Here is a 17,784-nt window from a genome sequence, read left to right as displayed (position 1 = left end):
TGCGAGGAGCCTTCTTTGGCCTGTGACCTGTGGCTGGTACCGCTCGTCGACGTGTTGTGCCACACCCCCGACAACCCGTTCGCCGAGGAACTCGCGCAGTACAACAAGGTGCTCGCCGAGAACGGGCTCCCGCCGGTGCCGGTGTACCAGTACATGCCGGGCCTGTCCGGCGAGGTCGCGCCGGTGGCCGGCTTCGACTACGACGCGCTGCACTTCCTGCGTCGCGCCTACCTGCTCCAGGTGTGCGGGCTGCCGCTGACGCCGGTCGACGAACTGGGCGGCGACTACGAGCAGTTGCTGGAAATGTTCGAGACGACCGCCCAGCAGTCGCACCTGGTCTGGCACTACGACCACGCGGGCGCATACGTCCCGCTCGACTTCCCTCAGCCGCTGTCCAACGACGAACTGCTCGCCGGCGGCGGCCCGCTGGGCTCCTCCCAGGCCTTGCTGCGGGAGCTGGAGTTCGTGGCCCAGGCCATCGGCATCGACCCGGCCAACCCCCCGGCGACCCTCGAACCCCCGCTCGGTCCCACTGAGTTGGAGCAACCGGCCGCCCCCGCGCCGTACGACCCCAGCCCCTTCGCCCGCGAGCGGCACGTGTGGCTGGGGCTGCACGCGGCGGCGACGCGGAGTCTGGCGCAGGGGTCGATGATCGTCTTCAGCTGAGGACCGGCCCAGCCGGGAGCGTCACTTCTGCCGGTCTTCGAGGTTCATGACCGGGGTATCTCGACCTCGACGGTGTGGGCCCATACGGGCGCGCTCTCCTGACGGAGGAGCTGCCTGAGCTGCCCCGGCAGGAGCAGCGTGTGCACCAGACGGCCGTCGCCGGTCGGACGGTACCGCCAGCTCAGGGGCCAGGTACAGCCGTCGAGCGCGGGCACCGGGATGTACGACACGTGCCCCGGCTCGGCGGTGAGCCGGGTGACGCCGGGCGGCCATGCTCAGCGTGAGAAGTCACCCATCCAGACGCGTCGGCCCAGTTCGTCCAGCTCCGCCTTCAAGTGACGGCACTCGGGCAGTGCCCGGCCCAGCAGCCGCCAGTACTCCGGTCCATGACCTGAGACACGTACGTGGGCGAGTTCGTGCGAGATGACGTAGTCGACCAGGTGGATGGGTAGTTGGAAGGTGGCCCAGTGCAGCAAGATCACACCATTGCCGGGTCCGGAGCGGTAGCTGCCCCAGCGATGCCCGAGGTCACGAACACGGACCGCCGGCTCGGGGACGTCCATGCGCGCCGCCCACGGCTGGAGGCGACCGCGCATCCAGCGCTGCCCGGCCCGGCTGTACCAGTCCGCGAGAGCCTCACGGGCGAGGCCCGGATCCGCGGCAACCGAGCGGTCCATGCGCAGTCGCCCCGCCACCAGCCGCACCCTGGGTACCGCAACGTCGCCACCCCACTGCAACGGCGCCTTTCCGGCCTCCTCCTCGACGACGACGAGCAGCCGATAGTCTCGCCCGAGGTAGCGGTGGATCTCGCCGTCGCGGAGCGTACGGACAGGGTGCAGCTGGCGGCGTTCCTCACTGAGCCGGGTTTTGTCCTCGATCCAGGCGCTGCTGCCGCGCACGAACTCCTTCACCCGCCGCAGCTCGCACCCCCGGGGAACGTGCAGGGTGAGGGACCTGTCCCGCTCCACGGTCAGGCCGACGCGTCGGCGCCGGGCACTGATCCGCACGCTCAGCTCACGCCCGTCGACCACCAGAACGCCGTCCTCGGTGAGCACCGGTTCGCCGAGGTGGTCCTCGGAGGGTTCGGGCCGCGGTGACATGGCTCTATTCTCTCCGGGCCTCCGCCCGGAAGTCCTCCAGGTGGTCCACGGCGTACCCGGCGAGTGTCGACGCGAGTCGCTTCACTTCCTGGCGTCCTTCACCGCCAAGGCGGTATCCGGCCGCGCGCAGGCGCTCGTACAGGCGTGCCTCGAGCATCGTCACATGCGCCTCGGCACCCCCGAAGGACGCCAGTCGGACTCGGTTGGTGATCTCGTCGTACATCTCGGCCACGAGTCGGCGCAGGTCCTCGGGCGTCGGATCAGCGAGGCACCGGTCCCACACCTCCGTCCTCCACGCCTGCCTGCGCAAGGCCCTGCCCAACGCCGCCCGGATCGGCTTCACCGGCACCCCGCTCATGCAGGGCAGACTCACCGACACCGGGCGCATCTTCGGTCTGGAGCCGAGCAGCCGCCCCGGTGGCGCGCCCGAGTTTCTCGACACGTACCGCATGACCGAGGCCGAGCGGGACAAGGTCGTCGTGCCTGTCCGCTACGAGGGCCGTGCCACCACCGCCGAAGTGCGCGACAAGCAGCGCATGGACGAGTGCTTCGAGGACCTGATCGAGCCGCTGGACGACACCGAGCGGGAGCGGGTGCGCCAGAAGTACGGCACGCCGTCCGCACGAGCCGTCGCCGAGTCGGTTCCGCTGATCCGCCGCAAGGCGGTCGACATGCTGGAGCACTATGTCACCGGGCCGCTCACCGGCGGGTTCAAGGCGCAGGTGGCCGCAGTCAGCAGGCGGGCTGCGGTGCTGTACCGGGACGCGTTCCGGGACGCACGGGCCGACCTGCTGCGGCGGTGACGGAGTTCGACCGCAGCGGTCGGCGGGAGGGTCTGCGCGGGCGGGCACCGGAGACGTACACCGCGGAAGAGTCCCTGCTGCTGCGGGCGTGGCAGTTCCAGGAACTGCTGCGCCGCATCGACTTCGTACCCGTGGTCAACAGCAGGAGGTCCAGGACGGCGGGCCTGCCGTCCGCGTCGTGGACCCGTAACTGGTCGACGACGAGGTAGTCGTTGCGCGCCAGGATCTCCTCCCGGCTTCCCTCCAACGCCTCCTGCGACCAGTCCACGAACCGCGTCTTGACGTCCTTCTCGTCCGGGCCGGGCTGAAGGACGCCGTGCAGTAGCAGCGTGGTGGCGTCCCGGTTGGCCTGGGCCAGCGATCCGGCGGTCACGTGACGAGCGGCGGCGCGCAGCCGGGCGATGGCCTGTTCGGCTTGCGTGTCGTTCGTCATCCACGGCGAGTTCCGGCGTACGGCGGCCCGGAGGCGCCGCTCCAGCAGCACCTCACGGAAGTCGTCGCGCTGCCCCATGTCCCGCAGCCGCGCGCCTTCGATGTGCTGCCAGCCCATCGCCTTGAGGTGTTCCAGGAGCGGCCTCTCGGCCTCGTCCTTCTCGGCCGTTCCCCCGACCGCTCCGGCAGCCATGCCTCGCGCCTCCCCAGCGTCACGAATGATCCGTAGCAGGTCCCATTGTGACTCCTGGGATGCGCGCACGCCCAGAAACCCGCGCGCCACAGGGGAATTGGGGGCACGGGTGCCGGGGTGTCGGTACGCTCGGCGAGCGCGGGTGGTTCAGCGCCTCCGTGTCGTGGACACGCCCTTGCTGCACTCGGGCCGCTTCGACTCCGGCACGATCACGGAGACGGTCTCGTCATCGAGCGCGTAACACAGCTGGGCGTGCAGCACTTCCGCCTCGGCGGGGGTGAGACGCAGCGCCACGTCCGAGTCGAAGACTCCGTCACGGCACAGCCAGAGGTCGATGGCGAACGACCCGTCGTCCTCCCGGCGCACAGGCTGGTTGGGGACACGGCTCACCTGGACCCGCGCGTTCGGCGACGCGCTCATCAGGCCGCTACTCCCACCGGGGTGCCGATGCGGTGACCGTGGATCACCCAGGGACCGACGTCGATCCCGTCGAGCGCGAGCACGAGCGCGGCACGACGCTCCAGCTGCTGTTGCCGCCGTTCGTGTGCGAGCAAGTAGGGGCGCACGAGGGGGCCGGGGTCGTCGAGGAGGCTGGAAACGTGGGTTCGGACCCCGTTCCGGGGCTTCGCCGGAAGGCCGGCGAGCAGTCCGGGCGGGGCAGTGCGACGGATGAGCAGACGCAGGCCGGACAGGGTGCGCGGGGACGCGGGCGCGAGTCCCGGTCGGTTACGGCGGCGTCGGCCGGTGGCGGGAATCAGGATGGGCAGAAGCAGGGCAAGAGTTCGTTCCAGGGCAAGCCGGATAGGCTTGGGCATGCTGACGCTCCTATGCAGCGTTGGCCATGCCCCGGGGTGCTGGAGACACCGCCGGGGCATTCGCTTCAGGTGGTAATCACACGACTACTGCTTGAAGTCAGGCTAGCGCCAACGGTGCTGCGTCATCAACATTGATGCGAAATTCGCCATGCCTCTGCGACTGGTCAGAGCAAGTCGTCGAACTCCCCTGCCTTGGCCCCGGCGAGGAACGCGGCGAGCTTGGCGCGCGTGGTCTTTATGACAACACCAGGATCGTCGCTCTCCCTGACCAGCACCTGACCGTCGACCACGGCCACCTCAAGGCAGTTGCCCGACTGCTCCGAGTACGACGACTTGCGCCACTGGATGTCCATCTGGTTCACGCTCTCATAGTTCGTGCAGCACCTTGCGGATGAAGTCGCACGAGGGTCCCGGCTCCAGAGACCGCTGCTCCAAACGGTCAAGGACAGCACGGTAGTTCGTCAGATGAGTCTCCGAGTCCAGGAACGTGATCCCGTTCGGCACGTCGATCTGTACGGTGTCGAGCTGCCGGACAGGACCGCTGGCGTACATCGTCGAACTGCCCGCGCTCGGGAAACCTCCCGCTGAGAAGGGCACCACGCGGAGCGTCACCGCTTCTCGCTCCGACTGCTCCAGCAGATACTCCAACTGCCGCCGCACGACGGCCCGGTCGCCAAACAGCATCCGCAGCGCGGCCTCATGGAGGAGGAAGGAGCAGACAGGCGGATCAACCCGGTCGAGCAGCGCCCGACGCCGCATGCGGAAGTCGACGTGGAGGTCCAGGGCCTCGGACGACAACGGCGGTACGGCCTCACGGAACACGGCACGGGCGTAATCCTCGTGCTGCAAGAGCCCTGGCAGATGCGTGATCTGTACGTGCCGGAGGCCAACAGCATGGTGCTCCAGTTCGGCCAAGTCGAGCATGTAGGAAGCTATGGAGTCCCTGAACTCGTCCCACCAGTTGGAGCCGGTCCGCTCCCTGGCCATGTCCGCAAGGGCGTTGACGTAGGCCTGGTCGGGGCAGGAGTAGTTGGCCGCCCACACCCGCACCCGGTCCGCACTCACCCCGAACCGGGCGGACTCGGTGTTGCTGATCGCCGTCTTGTCCACGCGATGCAGCGCAGCGGCCTCGGCGAGGGAGAGCCCGACGTGCTCCCGCATCCGACGCAACTCGACTCCGAGCCGCCGCTGCCTGGCGGTGGGCGGCTTTCGGACGGGCATGGACGCCTCCTGGGTATGCACAAAATGCCGTCTGCATTGAAGGGACGTGACTCCCCGGCTAGCCCCTGCCAGCCAGCAGGCTCCCCACGAGAGCACCTTTCAAAGTCGCCGCCTTTTCCCAGCTGCTTGGCCGCGAGGTCGTCGCGGAGGATGCCGAGCACGATCTCGCAGGCGCGCTCGTCGCTAAGGTTGTCCCGAGCCTCATGCAAGCGAGGTAGTCGTCGCGGTCGAAGAGGACCCACACCTGCGGCCAGTTCCAGTCCCGCTCTCGCAGCCCGGCGTCCTTCGCCTCCCGCTCCACCTTGCGAAGGGTGCGCACCGCGTCCTGGACCATCCGTAACGGCTTGCGGTGTTTGCCCTCGGCATTCGGGTTCTCGATGTGGTGCTGAACCGTTCGGCCGGCCTGAGCCGGAACACCGTTCTTCACGATGATGTCGATGTACTCGGGCTCGGTCACCTCGCCCTCGGTGAACACGCAGGGAGGTCTCCGCGGCCGCCTTCGGGTCGAGGGCGAACTCGTCACGGGGGATGCCGTCGTAGGAGGTCCAGTCGGCGTACGAACGCAGGACGGCGTTGCGCATGTTCTTCAGCGCAGCGATCACATTGGACTTGCCGGACGCGTTGGCGCCGAAAACGCCGAGGACGGTGTGAACGAGAAGCCGACGCCCATCGGAGAGCTCCACCTCGCGGGCCGTGGTCCGCTCGTCCTCGTTGTCCTCAGGGGCCACAAACGACAGTTCCTGCTCATCGCGCAGGGACCGGACGTTCGCGACCCGGAATCTCAGCAGCATCCCGTTTCCTTCACGGCGGACACAGTAGTCACCCCTCCGGTCCACTTCGCGCTCTCGGGAAGGGATGGCCGACGCGGATCACCACACCGGCCATCACATCAGACTTTCCAGCCCCGCGAGAAGGAGCCCGGGAAAGCGCCTCAGATGAACGGGTTGATCTCGATCGTCTCGTCGCGGCCCGGGCCCACGCCGATCGCGGAGATCGGGGCGCCGGACATGTCCTCGAGGGCCTTGACGTAGTTCTGCGCGTTCTTCGGCAGGTCGGCGAAGGTCTTGGCCTTCGTGATGTCCTCCTGCCAGCCGGGGAGGTACTCGTAGACCGGCTTCGCGTGGTGGAAGTCGGTCTGGGAGTACGGGAGCTCCTCGACGCGCTTGCCGTCGATCTCGTAGGCGACGCACACCGGGATCTGCTCCCAGCCGGTCAGCACGTCGAGCTTGGTCAGGAAGAAGTCGGTCAGGCCGTTCACCCGGGTCGCGTAGCGGGCGATCACCGCGTCGAACCAGCCGCAGCGGCGGTCGCGGCCCGTCGTCACGCCCCGCTCGCCGCCGATCCGGCGCAGCGCCTCGCCGTCCTCGTCGAACAGCTCGGTCGGGAAGGGGCCCGAGCCGACGCGGGTCGTGTAGGCCTTCAGGATGCCGATCACGCGGCTGATCCTGGTCGGGCCGACGCCGGCGCCGGTGCAGGCGCCGCCCGCGGTCGGGTTCGACGAGGTCACGAACGGATACGTGCCGTGGTCGATGTCCAGCAGCGTGCCCTGGCCGCCCTCGAAGAGAACCACCTTGTTCTCGTCCAGCGCCTGGTTGAGGATCAGGACGGTGTCGGCGACGTACGGCCTCATCTTCTCGGCGTAGCCCAGCAGCTCCTCGACCACCTGGTTCACGGCGATCGCGCGCCGGTTGTACAGCTTGGTCAGGATCTGGTTCTTGACGTCGAGGGCCGCTTCGACCTTCTGGGTGAGGATCGACTCGTCGTACAGGTCCTGCACGCGGATGCCGACTCGGTTGATCTTGTCGGCGTAGGTCGGGCCGATGCCGCGGCCGGTGGTGCCGATCTTGCGCTTTCCGAGGAAGCGCTCCGTCACCTTGTCGATCGTGACGTTGTACGGCGTGATGACGTGCGCGTTGCCGCTGATCAGCAGCTTGGACGTGTCGACGCCGCGCTCGTTCAGACCGCTCAGCTCGGAGAGCAGGACCGACGGGTCGACGACGACGCCGTTGCCGATGACGGGCGTACAACCGGGCGACAGGATTCCGGAAGGGAGGAGGTGCAGTGCATACTTCTGGTCGCCGACGACCACCGTGTGGCCGGCGTTGTTTCCGCCCTGGTAACGCACCACATAGTCCACCGAGCCACCGAGCAGGTCGGTCGCCTTTCCCTTGCCTTCGTCACCCCACTGAGCACCGAGCAGCACAAGTGCGGGCACGCGCGTACACCCCTTCCGGGCGGGGCATGTCCAAGGTCAGGGGCGTACGCGGAGGGTTCACCGCCGCGTGCACCGCGACCGTCGTTGGCCGCACAACCGTCGGACCGGATGCCCCGGAATAGACGAAGCCCCTGGCGCAATAGCGCAAGGGGCTCTTGCACAAAGATGCTACCCGAGGAAGCGAGGCAGGACCGAGGTGGCGACTTCCGACCAGCTGCTGGTGGTCATCGACCCGGTCGCCCGTCGGACCGACGGCGAGTCCGTACGGATCGCGAAGGACGTGCTCAGCGCGGGTGCCAACATGAAACTGTGCCTGCCGGAGGGGCCCGAGGAATTCGCTCGGGCACTTGAGCGGCGCGGCTCGCGGCGGCCGGTGGTGGTCGGCGACGACCGGGCGCTGCTGCGGGCGGTGTCCCTGCTGCACCGGCAGCGGGAGCTGGCGGAATGCGTGCTGTCGGTGGTGCCGGTCGGAAGCGTGCTGTCCCTGGCCCGCTCCCTGGGCGTGCCGACGGGGGCGGTGGCGGCGGCGCGGGCGGTGCTCGACGGGGCCGAGCAGCGGCTGGATCTGCTCGTCGACGACAGCGACGGGGTGGTGCTGGGCGCGCTGCGCATCCCACCGGCCACCCCGCGGGAGGTCCCGGCGGGTGCGACGGCGGTCTCCGCGTGGGCGGGACGTCCCTGGCTGCGGACCTGCCAGTTCCTCGTACGGACCCTGGTGGCCCGCCCGCCCCGGACGACGACCGTTGCCGGGCCCGGGCCCTCCCGGCTGCGGGTGGAGGTCGACGGGGTGACGGTCGTGGACCTGGACCAGCCGGTGGAGGCGGTGTCGGTCACGCCAGGGGACTCCGGGGTGGCCGAGGTGGAGGTCCGCCCGCTGTCCGTGGGCGCGGAGGCCTCCCCGGTGCTGGCGGAGGGCCGCACGGTGACCGTCTCGGGAGCGGACTTCCGCTACCGCGCGGATGCGGTGGTGTCCGGGCCGGTACGGACGCGGACGTGGACGGTCCGGGAAGGGGCTTGGGGGCTCACGTTGCCGGTGCCGGGGTGAGTCCGCCCGGCGGTGCTGGAGGAGGCGGAGGAGACGAGGGAGCGGTGACTCCCCGAGGGGCACGGCTGGCCAGCCGGAGCGGTCAGTCACGGCTGACCGGCCGGGGGCAGTCAATCACGGCTGACCGGCCGGGGGCAGTCAGTCCCGGCCGAAGGTCTTTTCGCGGTGCTCGCGCCAGCGCTCCATCATCGCCTCGATCTCGCCCTCGACGAACTCGAAGAAGGCCAGGGTCTCGGCCATCCGGCGGCCCGCCGGGGTGTCGGCCCCGAGGCTGGCGACCCCTTCCCGCAGCGCGTCCTCCCAGCGCTTGATGATCGCCTCGCGGTTGGTGAGCGCCTCGTACCACTGGTCGCCGTGCACCCGGTACCGCTCGCGGCGCGAGCCGGGCTCCCGCTCGCGGGACACCATGTGCACCTGCGCCAGGTAGCGCACCGCGCCGGAGACCGCGGCCGGGCTGATCTGCAGCTGCTCGCCCAGCTCGGCGGAGGTCAGTGCGCCGGTGTCGGAGGCGAGCAGCGCCGCGAAGACCCGGGCGGGCATTCTCGGCAGACCGGCCTCGACGAGCTGCGCCGCGAAGTGCTCGACGAACCGTGAGACCGACTCCGGGTCCCGCGCCACCGCCTTCGGATCCGTCATGCCTGGACCATCTCCCCTGCTCGGACACCGTCCCGCCAGTCTATCGGTGGTTTATACGATTCCTTAACTTCACAATTTTCTGAAAGAAGCGTACGTTCTGAACCATGACGAAGGCAATCACCGTCTCCGGACTGCACAAGTCGTTCGGCAAGACACGCGCCCTGGACGGCCTCGACCTGGACGTCGAGACCGGGGAGGTGCACGGTTTCCTCGGCCCCAACGGCGCCGGAAAGTCCACCACCATCCGGGTGCTGCTCGGCCTGCTGCGCGCCGACGCGGGCGCCGCGCAGGTGCTGGGCCGCGACCCATGGACGGACGCGGTGGAGGTGCACCGCCGGATCGCCTACGTTCCCGGGGACGTGACACTGTGGCGCAACCTCTCCGGCGGCGAGGTCATCGACCTGTACGGCCGCCTGCGCGGAGGCCTGGACAAGCGGCGCCGGGCGGAGCTGATCGAGCGGTTCGAGCTGGACCCGACGAAGAAGGGCCGCACGTACTCCAAGGGCAACCGGCAGAAGGTCGCCCTGGTCGCCGCCTTCGCCTCGGACGTCGACCTGCTGATCCTGGACGAGCCGACGTCGGGCCTCGACCCGCTGATGGAGGAGGTCTTCCAGCGGTGCGTGGAGGAGGAGCGGGACCGTGGCCGCACGATCCTGCTCTCCTCGCACATCCTCAGCGAGGTGGAGCAGCTCTGCGACCGGGTGAGCATCATCCGCAAGGGCCGGACCGTGGAGAGCGGCTCGCTCGCCGACCTGCGCCACCTCACGCGCACCAGCGTCACCGCCGAACTCGCGGGCCCGCCCAACGGGTTGTCCCGCCTGCCCGGCGTCCACGACCTTGCCGTGCAGGGCCGTCGGGTCCGCCTCCAGGTGGACACCGACAAGCTGAACGAGGTGCTGCGGTCACTGAGCGAGTCGGGGGTGCGGTCGCTGACGTCGACACCGCCGACGCTGGAGGAACTGTTCCTGCGGCACTACCAGGACGACCTCGGCGAGGTGGCCCGATGACCACGACAACCTTCGGGGTACGGACCGGAGGCAGCCGCCAACTGGCCGGCACCGGCACGCTCCTGCGGTTCGCGCTGCGCCGCGACCGGGTGATGATCCCGGTCTGGGTCGCGGTGAACGCGCTGATGGTCCTCTCGATGCCGAACACCCTCAAGGGCCTGTACGGCACCCCGGCCGAACGCGCCGACCTGATGCACCAGATGGCCACGAACACCTCCCTGCGCGCGATGGTCGGCCCGGTCTTCGCCGACTCGCTCGGCGCGCTCACGGCCTGGCGGATCGGCGTGTACGCGGGCGCGCTCGCGGCGGTGATGAGCCTGCTCGTCGTCGTACGGCACACCCGGGACGAGGAGGAGAGCGGGCGGCAGGAGCTGGTGTCGTCCGCGATGGTGGGCCGGCGCGCTCCCCTGACGGCGGCGCTGCTCGCCGCGGCGGTCGCCAACGCGGCCCTGGCCCTGCTGATCACGGCCGGGCTGGCCGGACAGGGGGCTCTGGGTGCTCTGGCCCTCGGGCTCGGGGTGGCGGGCGTGGGCATGGTCTTCGCCACGATGGCGGCGATCGTCGCCCAGCTGACGGAGAGCGCCCGGCTGGCCCGGGGCCTGACGGCGGCGGTGCTGGGCGCGGCCTTCGTGCTGCGCGCGGCGGGCGACTCGGCCGCAGACGACGGTTCGTCGGTGCTGACCTGGCTGTCGCCGCTGGGCTGGCTGGAGAACATGCGGGCGTTCGCGGACGAGCGGTGGTGGGTGCTGCTGCTGTTCGCGGCGGCGGCGCTGATCCAGGGCATGGCGGCCTACGAACTGGCCGGGCGCCGCGACGTCGGCATGGCCTTCCTGGCGACCCGGCCGGGACCGGCACAGGGACGGCTGGGCACAGCGGGCGCGCTGGCCTGGCGGCTGCAGCGGGGCAGCGTGCTCGGCTGGAGCATCGGCTTCTTCCTCGCCGGCGTCGTCTACGGCGGGATGACGGACGGCGCGGCCGACCTGGTCCGCGACAACGACAACGCCCGCGAGATCTTCCAGCGGATGGGCGGGCAGACCGGGCTGACGAACGCGTTCCTCGCGGCGCTGGTCGGGATGCTCGGCCTGGTCGCCGCGTTGTACATCGTGGCGGCGGTGCTGCGGCTGCACGGCGAGGAGACGTCCGGGCGGGCGGAGCCGGTGCTGGCGAACGCGGTCGGGCGACTGCGCTGGGCCGCGGGCCACCTGGTGATCGCCTTCGGCGGGGCGGTACTGATCATGCTGCTGGCAGGCCTCGGCTTCGCGGTCGGCTACGGCAAGGAGGTGGGGCCGATCCTGGGCGCGTGCCTGGTGCAGGTGGCCGCGGTGTGGGTGATCGGCGGCATCGCGGTCCTGCTCTACGGCGTCCTGCCGCAGGGTGCGGTGGCCGCGTGGGGCGTGGCCGGGGCGGTCCTGCTGATCGGCTGGGTCGGCCCCGCACTGGATGTCCCGCAGGCGCTGCTGGACGTGTCGCCGTTCGGACATCTGCCGAAGCTGCCGGGCGGCGAGATGGAGTGGGGGCCGGTGGGAGTGCTGGTGGCGCTTGCGGTGGTGCTGGTGGCCGGGGGACTCGCCGGGCTGCGGCGCCGGGACATGACCACCTGATACGGCCCCTCAGCCGGTCTCAGCCGGTCTCAGCCGGTCTCAGCCGGTCTCAGCCGGTCTCAGCCAGTCTCAGCCGATCTCCACGGTCAGTCCCTTCAGCCCTCGGATGACGAAGTTCGGCTTGCGCTCGGGCTCCGCCACCAGGGTGAGTGTCGGGGCCCGCTCCAGCAGGGCCCTCATGGAGGCCGCCAGTTCGATGCGGGCCAGGGGGGCGCCGATGCAGTAGTGGATGCCCGCGCTGAAGGAGATGTGGGGGTTGTCCTTGCGGGTGAGGTCCAGCCGCTCGGGGTCGGTGAAGACCGCCGGGTCGTGGTTGGCCGAGCCGAAGAGCATGGCGATCTCCGCACCCCGCGGGATCTTCGTGCCGTCGATCTCGATCTCGTCCAGGACCCAGCGTTCGAAGAGCTGGAGCGGGGTGTCGTAGCGCATCAGCTCTTCGACGGCGGACGGGATCAGGGAGTGGTCCGCGCGGAGGGCCGCCAGCTGGCCGGGGTTGCGGAACAGCGCCCACCAGCCGTTGACCGTGGCGTTCACCGTGGCCTCGTGCCCGGCGTTCAGGAGGAGGACGGCCGTGGAGATCATCTCCTGTTCCGTCAGCCGGTCGCCCTCGTCGTGGGCCGCGATCAGGCCCGAGATCAGGTCGTCGCCCGGCTCCTTGCGGCGGGCCGCGATCAGCTCCCGGAGATAGTCCGAGAACTCCACCGACGCCCGCACCGCCTTCGCCGCCGTCTCCGGGGACGGGTTCAGCTCGTACATCCCGCAGATGTCCGCCGACCAGGGCCGCAGCTGGGCCCGGTCCGACTCGGGGATGCCCAGCATCTCGGCGATCACGGCGACCGGAAGCGGCTCCGCGACGTCCGTCAGCAGGTCACCGCCGCCCGCCTCCACCAGGGCGGAGACCAGCTCGTTCGCCAGGCCGTGCACGTACGGCCTGAGCTGCTCCACCGTCCGCGGCGTGAACGCCTTCGACACCAGACGCCTGATCCGGGTGTGGTCCGGCGGCTCCAGGTCGAGCATCCCGTGGTCGTTCAGGACGTGGAACGGCTCGTGCTCCGGCGGGGGCGGCGTACGGCCGAAGTCCTCGTGCGTGAACCGGTGCTGGTACGTCCGGCCCAGCCGCCGGTCGCGCAGCAGCGCCGAGACGTCCGCGTGGTGCGGGACCAGCCACTGGTTGCTGGGCTCGTAGTAGAGCACGCGGCCCCGGGCACGCAGCTCGGCATAGGCGGGGTAGGGGTCGGCGACGAACGCCGGGTCCCAGGGGTCGAAGGCCTGCGAGAGCTCCAAAGCTGCCATGGCCGGACGCTAGCCCGGCCTCCCCCTCCCTGACCAGGGGTGTCTCATCCCGGCGTGACCAGGCGCGCCTCGTACGCGAACACCGCCGCCTGCGTCCGGTCCCTGAGGCCCAGCTTGACCAGGATCCGGCTCACATGGGTCTTGATCGTCGACTCGGCGACCACCAGCCGCTCGGCGATCTCCGCGTTCGACAGGCCCTGCGCGATGAGGACCAGTACCTCCGTCTCCCGCTCGGTCAGGTCCCCGTACGCCGCCTGCGCGGTGGGCGCCAGGCGCGGGCCCTCGGACATCTTCGAGAACTCCGTGATCAGCCGCTTGGTGGCGTCCCACCATCCGGCGTCGTCTGCGTCTGGGTCGTCTCGGGACGGTGGAAACGGTAGGCGCAGGCGGGGGTCGCGGTCGTCCCCAGTGAGAGGGGTCCTTCGGGGTCCGTCTCAGGTACTACGGGTATGTCCGGCTCCTCCCGCCGACAACCGCGCTCAGTCCCCGGAGGGCCGGACCAGGCCCGACTCGTACGCGAACACCGCCGCCTGGGTGCGGTCCCTGAGGCCCAGCTTCACCAGGATGCGGCCGACGTGCGTCTTCACGGTCTGTTCGGCGACGGCGTCGTGCGGAGGCGTCGGAGCACGCCGCCCCCTAGGCACGTCGGATCGTCCTCGGTGTCGGCGGACTTTTGCCCCGGTGGACTCGGATCACTCGGGAGGGGCGGTTCCTCGGGCGGTGGGACCCCTGTTCGTAGGTGCGGAAGGCCGCCCAGCAGACGGCCAGGGCCAGGGCGAAGACCGGGAGGCCAGGCGGGCCGCCACCCGTCCCAGGTTGTCGGGGAGTGTGTGCAGGCCGGGGAGGCGGCCTGCGAGGAGGCCCGTGGCGGTCGTCGCCATCAGGGCCGTCTGGTGCCAGAGGAAGATCGTCATCGCGGAGACGTTGACCAGAGCCACGGCCGCCCGGGCCATGGGGCAGCTCATCGCACGGCGCAGTCGGTCGCGGAGCAGGAGGGCGAGGCCGCACTGGGCCAGGCCGAAGGTGACGGCGGCCAGGCGCCCGCCGGCCTGAGTGTGATGTCCGGCCTGGACGCCCTGCTGGCGGCACTGTACGTGTTCATCGACGGCCACGTGGCGCCTTGTCGCCGGATCGGGCGACCTCCCGGACACGGCGGGTGCCCGGCCGGGCTACAGCCCCGGCCGGGCACTGTCGCGCGGGGGGACGCGCGCGATTGCGGGTTCCGTACGGAGATCCGTGGCGGGATCAGTAGTACGTGATGTCCCAGTGGTTCGCCCAGCGCTCGTCGGCGTAGTCGATGACCGTCTTGCCACCGGAGGTCACACGCCACACCCAGGCGCCGTCACCGCGCTTGTGGTGCTTCTTGGAGTGGCTCTCGATGTAGTTGGTGACGCACGAGGTGCGGCGGACGTCGACCTTGTAGCCGTTCCAGTGGCTGTACGTGCCTCCGGCGTGGCCGACTTCCGTGCCGCCGGTGATGACGATGCTGCAACCGCTCGCCTTCTTCAGGGCGATGACACCGTTGATGGTGCCGACCCGGATGTCCTGGAAGCTGGTGCAGTTCTTGCGGTTGCGGTCGGTGCAGTTGCCCGTGGAGGAGCGGGTGATGCCCGCGGCCTTCAGCCGGGCCGCGGCCTGGGCGTCGCTGAGCTTGCCGCTGCCGGGGTTGCCGCCCCCAGGGTTGCCGCTGCCACCGCCGCTGACCAGCTTGGCCCAGGTGTTGGGGCCGACGATGCCGTCGGCGGTGAGGCCCTTGGCCTTCTGGAAGGCCTTGACCTTGGCGGCGGTGCCCGCGCCGAAGATGCCGTCGGCGGTGACGGTGTAGCCGTTGTCGGTGAGCTGGCGCTGGAGGGCCTTGACGGCGGATCCCTTGGAGCCGGTCTTGAGGGTGATGACGAGCTTGGCCCAGGTGTTGGGGCCGACGATGCCGTCGGCGGTGAGGCCCTTGGCCTTCTGGAAGGCCTTGACCTTGGCTGCGGTGCCCGCGCCGAAGATGCCATCGGCGTCGGTCGTGTATCCCTGGGCGGTCAGCAGCAGCTGGACCGTCGTCACGTCGACGCCGCGCTGACCGGACTTGACCGTGGGCCAGGATGCCTGCGCGGTGGCGCTGGCGGCCGTGCCCGCCTGCGCCACGGTGGCGGGGGTGGATGCCAGGGCGTGGGGCAGGGCGGTCGCCGTGATGCCGGCCGCCAGGGCCGAGGCGAGGAGGGTCGCGGAGGCGATGTGACGCCGCTTCTGCCTGTGCTTTGCCTTATGCAAGGGTGTGATTCCTTTCCTCGGTGGAATCGGATTCGTGACAGCGAGTCGGATACGGCCGTCCCTCAGTGGGAGACCAGGGCGGCCCAGGTGTTGGGGCCGACGATGCCGTCGGCGGTGAGGCCCTTGGCCTTCTGGAAGGCCTTGACCTTGGCGGCGGTGCCCGCGCCGAAGATGCCGTCGGCGGTGACGGTGTAGCCGTTGTCGGTGAGCTGGCGCTGGAGGGCCTTGACGGCGGATCCCTTGGAGCCGGTCTTGAGGGTGATGACGAGCTTGGCCCAGGTGTTGGGGCCGACGATGCCGTCGGCGGTGAGGCCCTTGGCCTTCTGGAAGGCCTTGACCTTGGCTGCGGTGCCCGCGCCGAAGATGCCATCGGCGTCGGTCGTGTATCCCTGGGCGGTCAGCAGCAGCTGGACCGTCGTCACGTCGACGCCGCGCTGACCGGACTTGACCGTGGGCCAGGAGGTGCCCGGCTGCGGCATCGGGGTGCCGCCCAGGTGGGCCATGGCGCGCAGCTGGGCGAGGGTGCCGCGGTACACGTTGCGGTCGGCGGTGCCCGAGATGCCCGGGACCCGCTCGGACTCGGTGTACTGCCAGAACGTCCAGGAGCCCGCCCCCGGCACGTTCTGCGGCTCGTTGGCGCCGCTGCCGTACCGGGCGAGCCACAGCGGGTAGCCCTTGAAGACCTGCCCCTTGCCGCCCATGCATCCGTTCACGAAGGAGGCGCGCGTGTAGACGATGGGCGTCACCTTGAACGCCGACTTCACCCGCTTCAGGAAGATGTCGAGCTGGTCGGCGCGCAGCGCCTTCGGGCACACCTCCTTCCCGTTCACCCACACGCTCTCCACGTCCAGGACCGGCGGCAGTTCCCTGGCCTTGGTCCCGGTGTAGCCGGCGGCGCGTGCGGTGCGGATGAAGTGGTCGGCCTGGGCGGCGCCGTCGTTCGTGCTCTTCGGGTCGAAGAAGTGGTACGGCGCCCGCAGCAGGGACGTACCGGAGACGGCCTTGAAGTCCCGTGCGAACCACGGGTCCTTGTAGCTGGTGCCCTGAGTCGCCTTGAGGAAGGCGAAGGAGTTGCTCTGGGCGACACGTTTCCAGTCGATGGCCTTGCCGGTCGCGTCGTGGTTGTGGTGGCTGGTGTCGACGCCCTTCACCGTGTACGCGCTCGGGGAGGCGGCGACGCTCTCGGCCGCGGTGGTCAGCAGAGCACCGCCCGCGAGAGAGGCGGTGGCGATGGCGGCCGCCGTGAGCCGCAGGGCGCGTGCGCGCTTGGGCACAGTCGGGTCTCCTTCGGAAGTCATGAAAGGCGTGGAAAGAGGAGGTCGAACGACCGAGTTGGGGGGATGGCCCTACCCTGCCCGAACTTTTCCGGCGGGTCCTACACTTCCGGCGGGTCAGCTGATTCATGCACACGTGACGCCCCATGCACGCTTCTGACCTGCGGTCATGCATGGGCTCCCTAGGGGGAATGCATCAATGAGCGTTCAGTGCGACGAGTCCGCGAAGGCGGCGCGACACCAACTCGCCCAGCTGCTGAGGAGCTGGTGGGAGGACGACCCGGGCAAGATCACGCAGGAGGCTCTGGCCCGGCGGATCACCGAGCGGGGCGTGAAGACCAGCCAGGAGATGCTCTCGCGCTATCTGCACCGGTCCCGCCCGGTCCTCGCCCGGCCCGATGTGATCCGCACGATGCACGAGGTGCTGGGCCGCTCACCGCAGGAGCTCACCGCGGCCCTGGATCTCCACGCGGAGGCCAGCGCGCGGCCCGTGGCCCCGCCGGAGCCGGCCGCCGCCGAGGGGGCTTCGGCTGCGGGGGCGACTTCGGGGCCGGGGCAGGTTCCGGCGCCGGCTCCTGCTGCGGCCCGCACCCCCGCCCCGACACCCCCGGCGCCCGCAGCCGCAGAGGAGCCCGCCGCCCCTGACTCGGGCGTACGTACGGAGGGAGGGACGGCCCTACGGACAAAGGGGCGGACAGCCCTACGGACAAAGTGGCCGTGGATCGCGGCTGTTGCACTCGCCGTCGTCGGCGCCTGCGGACTCACCGCCGCCATGACACTCGGGGGCGCAGACACCTCTGCGAAAGGACAGCGCCCCTCGCCCTCGGCCTCCCCTTTCCTTTCCGCCTCTCCCTCTCCCTCCACGACGAAGTGCCGGGGCCAGTCCTGCTACGGCATCGACCCGAAATACTCCACATGCCGGGAAGACGCCGCCACGTACTACACCGGCCACCGAGACGGCATCCTCGTCGAGCTGCGGTTCAGCCCGGCGTGCCAGGCCGCCTGGGCGAAGATGAGTGGCACGTCACAGGGCGATGTCGTCCGGGTCACCAACAACGCCGGGCGCACCCGGCACTACACCCAGCAATGGGGCCATGACGCCCACACCACCATGGTCGAGGCCCTGAACCCCGACGATGCCCAGGCCTGCGCCCGCACGCCGCGCGGCACCGTCTGCGCCACAACCCCCGCCGACCCCACGGCCACCCCGAGCCGCAGCTGAGC

At 70.1% G+C, this 17,784-nt stretch carries 20 protein-coding genes and 3 pseudogenes; 6 read left to right on the top strand and 17 right to left on the bottom strand.

Annotation, left to right across the window (positions count from 1 at the left end; all coding sequences use genetic code 11):
* Window positions 1-15: 15 nt before the first annotated feature.
* Entirely contained in the window at window positions 16-666 is a 651-nt protein-coding gene (locus ABZV31_RS24685; protein ID WP_355897653.1) for a hypothetical protein, read from the top strand.
* Window positions 667-710: 44 nt separating this feature from the next.
* Here the strand turns inward: ABZV31_RS24685 and ABZV31_RS24680 are convergent, their stop codons facing one another.
* From ABZV31_RS24680 to ABZV31_RS24670, 3 genes are read right to left on the bottom strand one after another with little or no spacing between them, the layout of a single operon-like run.
* Window positions 711-896, bottom strand: coding sequence for a hypothetical protein (locus ABZV31_RS24680; protein ID WP_355897651.1), 186 nt, complete (start codon window positions 894-896; stop codon window positions 711-713).
* A gap of 45 nt (window positions 897-941) precedes the next feature.
* On the bottom strand, window positions 942-1,766 hold the full coding sequence (locus ABZV31_RS24675) for a SprT family zinc-dependent metalloprotease (RefSeq protein WP_355897648.1): 825 nt from the start codon (window positions 1,764-1,766) through the stop codon (window positions 942-944).
* A gap of 4 nt (window positions 1,767-1,770) precedes the next feature.
* Window positions 1,771-2,124, bottom strand: coding sequence for a hypothetical protein (locus tag ABZV31_RS24670; protein ID WP_355897780.1), 354 nt, complete (start codon window positions 2,122-2,124; stop codon window positions 1,771-1,773).
* On the opposite strand from ABZV31_RS24670, the gene ABZV31_RS24665 reads away from it, so the two are divergent.
* The gene (locus ABZV31_RS24665) at window positions 2,069-2,569 is read left to right on the top strand and encodes a hypothetical protein (protein ID WP_355897767.1); all 501 of its coding nucleotides are present in this window, start codon (window positions 2,069-2,071) and stop codon (window positions 2,567-2,569) included. The genes ABZV31_RS24670 and ABZV31_RS24665 overlap by 56 nt on opposite strands.
* Here ABZV31_RS24665 and ABZV31_RS24660 read toward each other — a convergent pair.
* The 7 genes from ABZV31_RS24660 to ABZV31_RS24630 form a co-directional block, all read right to left on the bottom strand.
* Entirely contained in the window at window positions 2,499-3,194 is a 696-nt protein-coding gene (locus ABZV31_RS24660) for a type I restriction endonuclease (protein ID WP_355897646.1), read from the bottom strand. The genes ABZV31_RS24665 and ABZV31_RS24660 overlap by 71 nt on opposite strands.
* 147 nt (window positions 3,195-3,341) lie before the next feature.
* Window positions 3,342-3,614 carry a hypothetical protein gene (locus ABZV31_RS24655; protein ID WP_355897644.1) on the bottom strand — a complete coding sequence of 91 codons (273 nt, stop codon included), beginning with the start codon at window positions 3,612-3,614 and terminating at the stop codon, window positions 3,342-3,344.
* Window positions 3,614-4,009: a hypothetical protein gene (locus tag ABZV31_RS24650; protein ID WP_355897642.1), complete on the bottom strand. Its 396-nt coding sequence runs from the start codon at window positions 4,007-4,009 to the stop codon at window positions 3,614-3,616. The genes ABZV31_RS24655 and ABZV31_RS24650 overlap by 1 nt, the downstream gene beginning before the upstream one ends.
* A 164-nt stretch (window positions 4,010-4,173) precedes the next feature.
* Window positions 4,174-4,362: a DUF397 domain-containing protein gene (locus ABZV31_RS24645; protein ID WP_355897764.1), complete on the bottom strand. Its 189-nt coding sequence runs from the start codon at window positions 4,360-4,362 to the stop codon at window positions 4,174-4,176.
* 13 nt (window positions 4,363-4,375) lie between these two features.
* Window positions 4,376-5,230 (bottom strand): helix-turn-helix transcriptional regulator, encoded by an 855-nt coding sequence (locus tag ABZV31_RS24640; protein WP_355897639.1) that lies wholly within the window; start codon window positions 5,228-5,230, stop codon window positions 4,376-4,378.
* Window positions 5,231-5,288: 58 nt separating this feature from the next.
* Complete coding sequence (locus tag ABZV31_RS24635; RefSeq protein WP_355897636.1) at window positions 5,289-5,705, bottom strand: RloB domain-containing protein; 417 nt, start codon at window positions 5,703-5,705, stop codon at window positions 5,289-5,291.
* 456 nt (window positions 5,706-6,161) lie between these two features.
* Window positions 6,162-7,445 (bottom strand): adenylosuccinate synthase, encoded by a 1,284-nt coding sequence (locus ABZV31_RS24630; RefSeq protein WP_355897633.1) that lies wholly within the window; start codon window positions 7,443-7,445, stop codon window positions 6,162-6,164.
* A 196-nt stretch (window positions 7,446-7,641) separates the two neighbouring features.
* Here ABZV31_RS24630 and ABZV31_RS24625 point away from each other — a divergent pair, with 196 nt between their 5' ends.
* Window positions 7,642-8,490, top strand: coding sequence for a diacylglycerol kinase family protein (locus ABZV31_RS24625; protein ID WP_355897630.1), 849 nt, complete (start codon window positions 7,642-7,644; stop codon window positions 8,488-8,490).
* 138 nt (window positions 8,491-8,628) lie between these two features.
* Here the strand turns inward: ABZV31_RS24625 and ABZV31_RS24620 are convergent, their stop codons facing one another.
* Window positions 8,629-9,126 (bottom strand): MarR family transcriptional regulator, encoded by a 498-nt coding sequence (locus ABZV31_RS24620; RefSeq protein WP_355897627.1) that lies wholly within the window; start codon window positions 9,124-9,126, stop codon window positions 8,629-8,631.
* Window positions 9,127-9,230: 104 nt separating this feature from the next.
* Between ABZV31_RS24620 and ABZV31_RS24615 the strand changes: the two genes are divergently transcribed.
* Window positions 9,231-10,133 (top strand): ABC transporter ATP-binding protein, encoded by a 903-nt coding sequence (locus tag ABZV31_RS24615; protein WP_355897624.1) that lies wholly within the window; start codon window positions 9,231-9,233, stop codon window positions 10,131-10,133.
* Complete coding sequence (locus tag ABZV31_RS24610) at window positions 10,130-11,734, top strand: ABC transporter permease (RefSeq protein ID WP_355897621.1); 1,605 nt, start codon at window positions 10,130-10,132, stop codon at window positions 11,732-11,734. The genes ABZV31_RS24615 and ABZV31_RS24610 overlap by 4 nt, the downstream gene beginning before the upstream one ends.
* Before the next feature lie 69 nt (window positions 11,735-11,803).
* On the opposite strand, the gene ABZV31_RS24605 is transcribed toward ABZV31_RS24610, so the two are convergent.
* The 6 genes and pseudogenes from ABZV31_RS24605 to ABZV31_RS24580 all read right to left on the bottom strand — a co-directional run bounded on the left by ABZV31_RS24605 (window position 11,804) and on the right by ABZV31_RS24580 (window position 16,560).
* Window positions 11,804-13,027 carry a cytochrome P450 gene (locus ABZV31_RS24605; RefSeq protein WP_355897618.1) on the bottom strand — a complete coding sequence of 408 codons (1,224 nt, stop codon included), beginning with the start codon at window positions 13,025-13,027 and terminating at the stop codon, window positions 11,804-11,806.
* A gap of 44 nt (window positions 13,028-13,071) precedes the next feature.
* Window positions 13,072-13,347, bottom strand: a pseudogene (locus ABZV31_RS24600) (response regulator transcription factor); the annotation flags it as partial.
* Between the two features lie 159 nt (window positions 13,348-13,506).
* Window positions 13,507-13,629, bottom strand: a pseudogene (locus ABZV31_RS24595) (LuxR C-terminal-related transcriptional regulator); the annotation flags it as partial.
* 34 nt (window positions 13,630-13,663) lie between these two features.
* Window positions 13,664-14,064, bottom strand: a pseudogene (locus ABZV31_RS24590) (acyltransferase); the annotation flags it as partial.
* Window positions 14,065-14,272: 208 nt separating this feature from the next.
* Complete coding sequence (locus ABZV31_RS24585; RefSeq protein WP_355897615.1) at window positions 14,273-15,286, bottom strand: peptidoglycan-binding protein; 1,014 nt, start codon at window positions 15,284-15,286, stop codon at window positions 14,273-14,275.
* A gap of 62 nt (window positions 15,287-15,348) precedes the next feature.
* Entirely contained in the window at window positions 15,349-16,560 is a 1,212-nt protein-coding gene (locus ABZV31_RS24580; protein WP_355897612.1) for a peptidoglycan-binding protein, read from the bottom strand.
* A gap of 199 nt (window positions 16,561-16,759) precedes the next feature.
* On the opposite strand from ABZV31_RS24580, the gene ABZV31_RS24575 reads away from it, so the two are divergent.
* A complete protein-coding gene (locus ABZV31_RS24575; RefSeq protein ID WP_355897609.1) occupies window positions 16,760-17,782 on the top strand; it encodes a DUF2690 domain-containing protein in 1,023 nt (340 codons plus the stop codon).
* The last annotated feature ends 2 nt before the right edge of the window (window positions 17,783-17,784 follow it).

The organism is Streptomyces sp. NPDC005202 (assembly GCF_040608235.1).
Classification (GTDB): domain Bacteria; phylum Actinomycetota; class Actinomycetes; order Streptomycetales; family Streptomycetaceae; genus Streptomyces.
This window is presented reverse-complemented; position numbering and strand designations above follow the sequence as displayed.

What these genes read in the sequence shown, in the direction of transcription:
- ABZV31_RS24675 (WP_355897648.1), bottom strand. Translation starts at nt 1,766, where the DNA reads ATGTCACCGCGGCCCGAACCCTCCGAGGACCACCTCGGCGAACCGGTG.
- ABZV31_RS24670 (WP_355897780.1), bottom strand. Translation starts at nt 2,124, where the DNA reads ATGAGCGGGGTGCCGGTGAAGCCGATCCGGGCGGCGTTGGGCAGGGCC.
- ABZV31_RS24660 (WP_355897646.1), bottom strand. Translation starts at nt 3,194, where the DNA reads ATGGCTGCCGGAGCGGTCGGGGGAACGGCCGAGAAGGACGAGGCCGAG.
- ABZV31_RS24655 (WP_355897644.1), bottom strand. Translation starts at nt 3,614, where the DNA reads ATGAGCGCGTCGCCGAACGCGCGGGTCCAGGTGAGCCGTGTCCCCAAC.
- ABZV31_RS24650 (WP_355897642.1), bottom strand. Translation starts at nt 4,009, where the DNA reads ATGCCCAAGCCTATCCGGCTTGCCCTGGAACGAACTCTTGCCCTGCTT.
- ABZV31_RS24645 (WP_355897764.1), bottom strand. Translation starts at nt 4,362, where the DNA reads ATGGACATCCAGTGGCGCAAGTCGTCGTACTCGGAGCAGTCGGGCAAC.
- ABZV31_RS24640 (WP_355897639.1), bottom strand. Translation starts at nt 5,230, where the DNA reads ATGCCCGTCCGAAAGCCGCCCACCGCCAGGCAGCGGCGGCTCGGAGTC.
- ABZV31_RS24620 (WP_355897627.1), bottom strand. Translation starts at nt 9,126, where the DNA reads ATGACGGATCCGAAGGCGGTGGCGCGGGACCCGGAGTCGGTCTCACGG.
- ABZV31_RS24615 (WP_355897624.1), top strand. Translation starts at nt 9,231, where the DNA reads ATGACGAAGGCAATCACCGTCTCCGGACTGCACAAGTCGTTCGGCAAG.
- ABZV31_RS24610 (WP_355897621.1), top strand. Translation starts at nt 10,130, where the DNA reads ATGACCACGACAACCTTCGGGGTACGGACCGGAGGCAGCCGCCAACTG.
- ABZV31_RS24605 (WP_355897618.1), bottom strand. Translation starts at nt 13,027, where the DNA reads ATGGCAGCTTTGGAGCTCTCGCAGGCCTTCGACCCCTGGGACCCGGCG.
- ABZV31_RS24575 (WP_355897609.1), top strand. Translation starts at nt 16,760, where the DNA reads ATGAGCGTTCAGTGCGACGAGTCCGCGAAGGCGGCGCGACACCAACTC.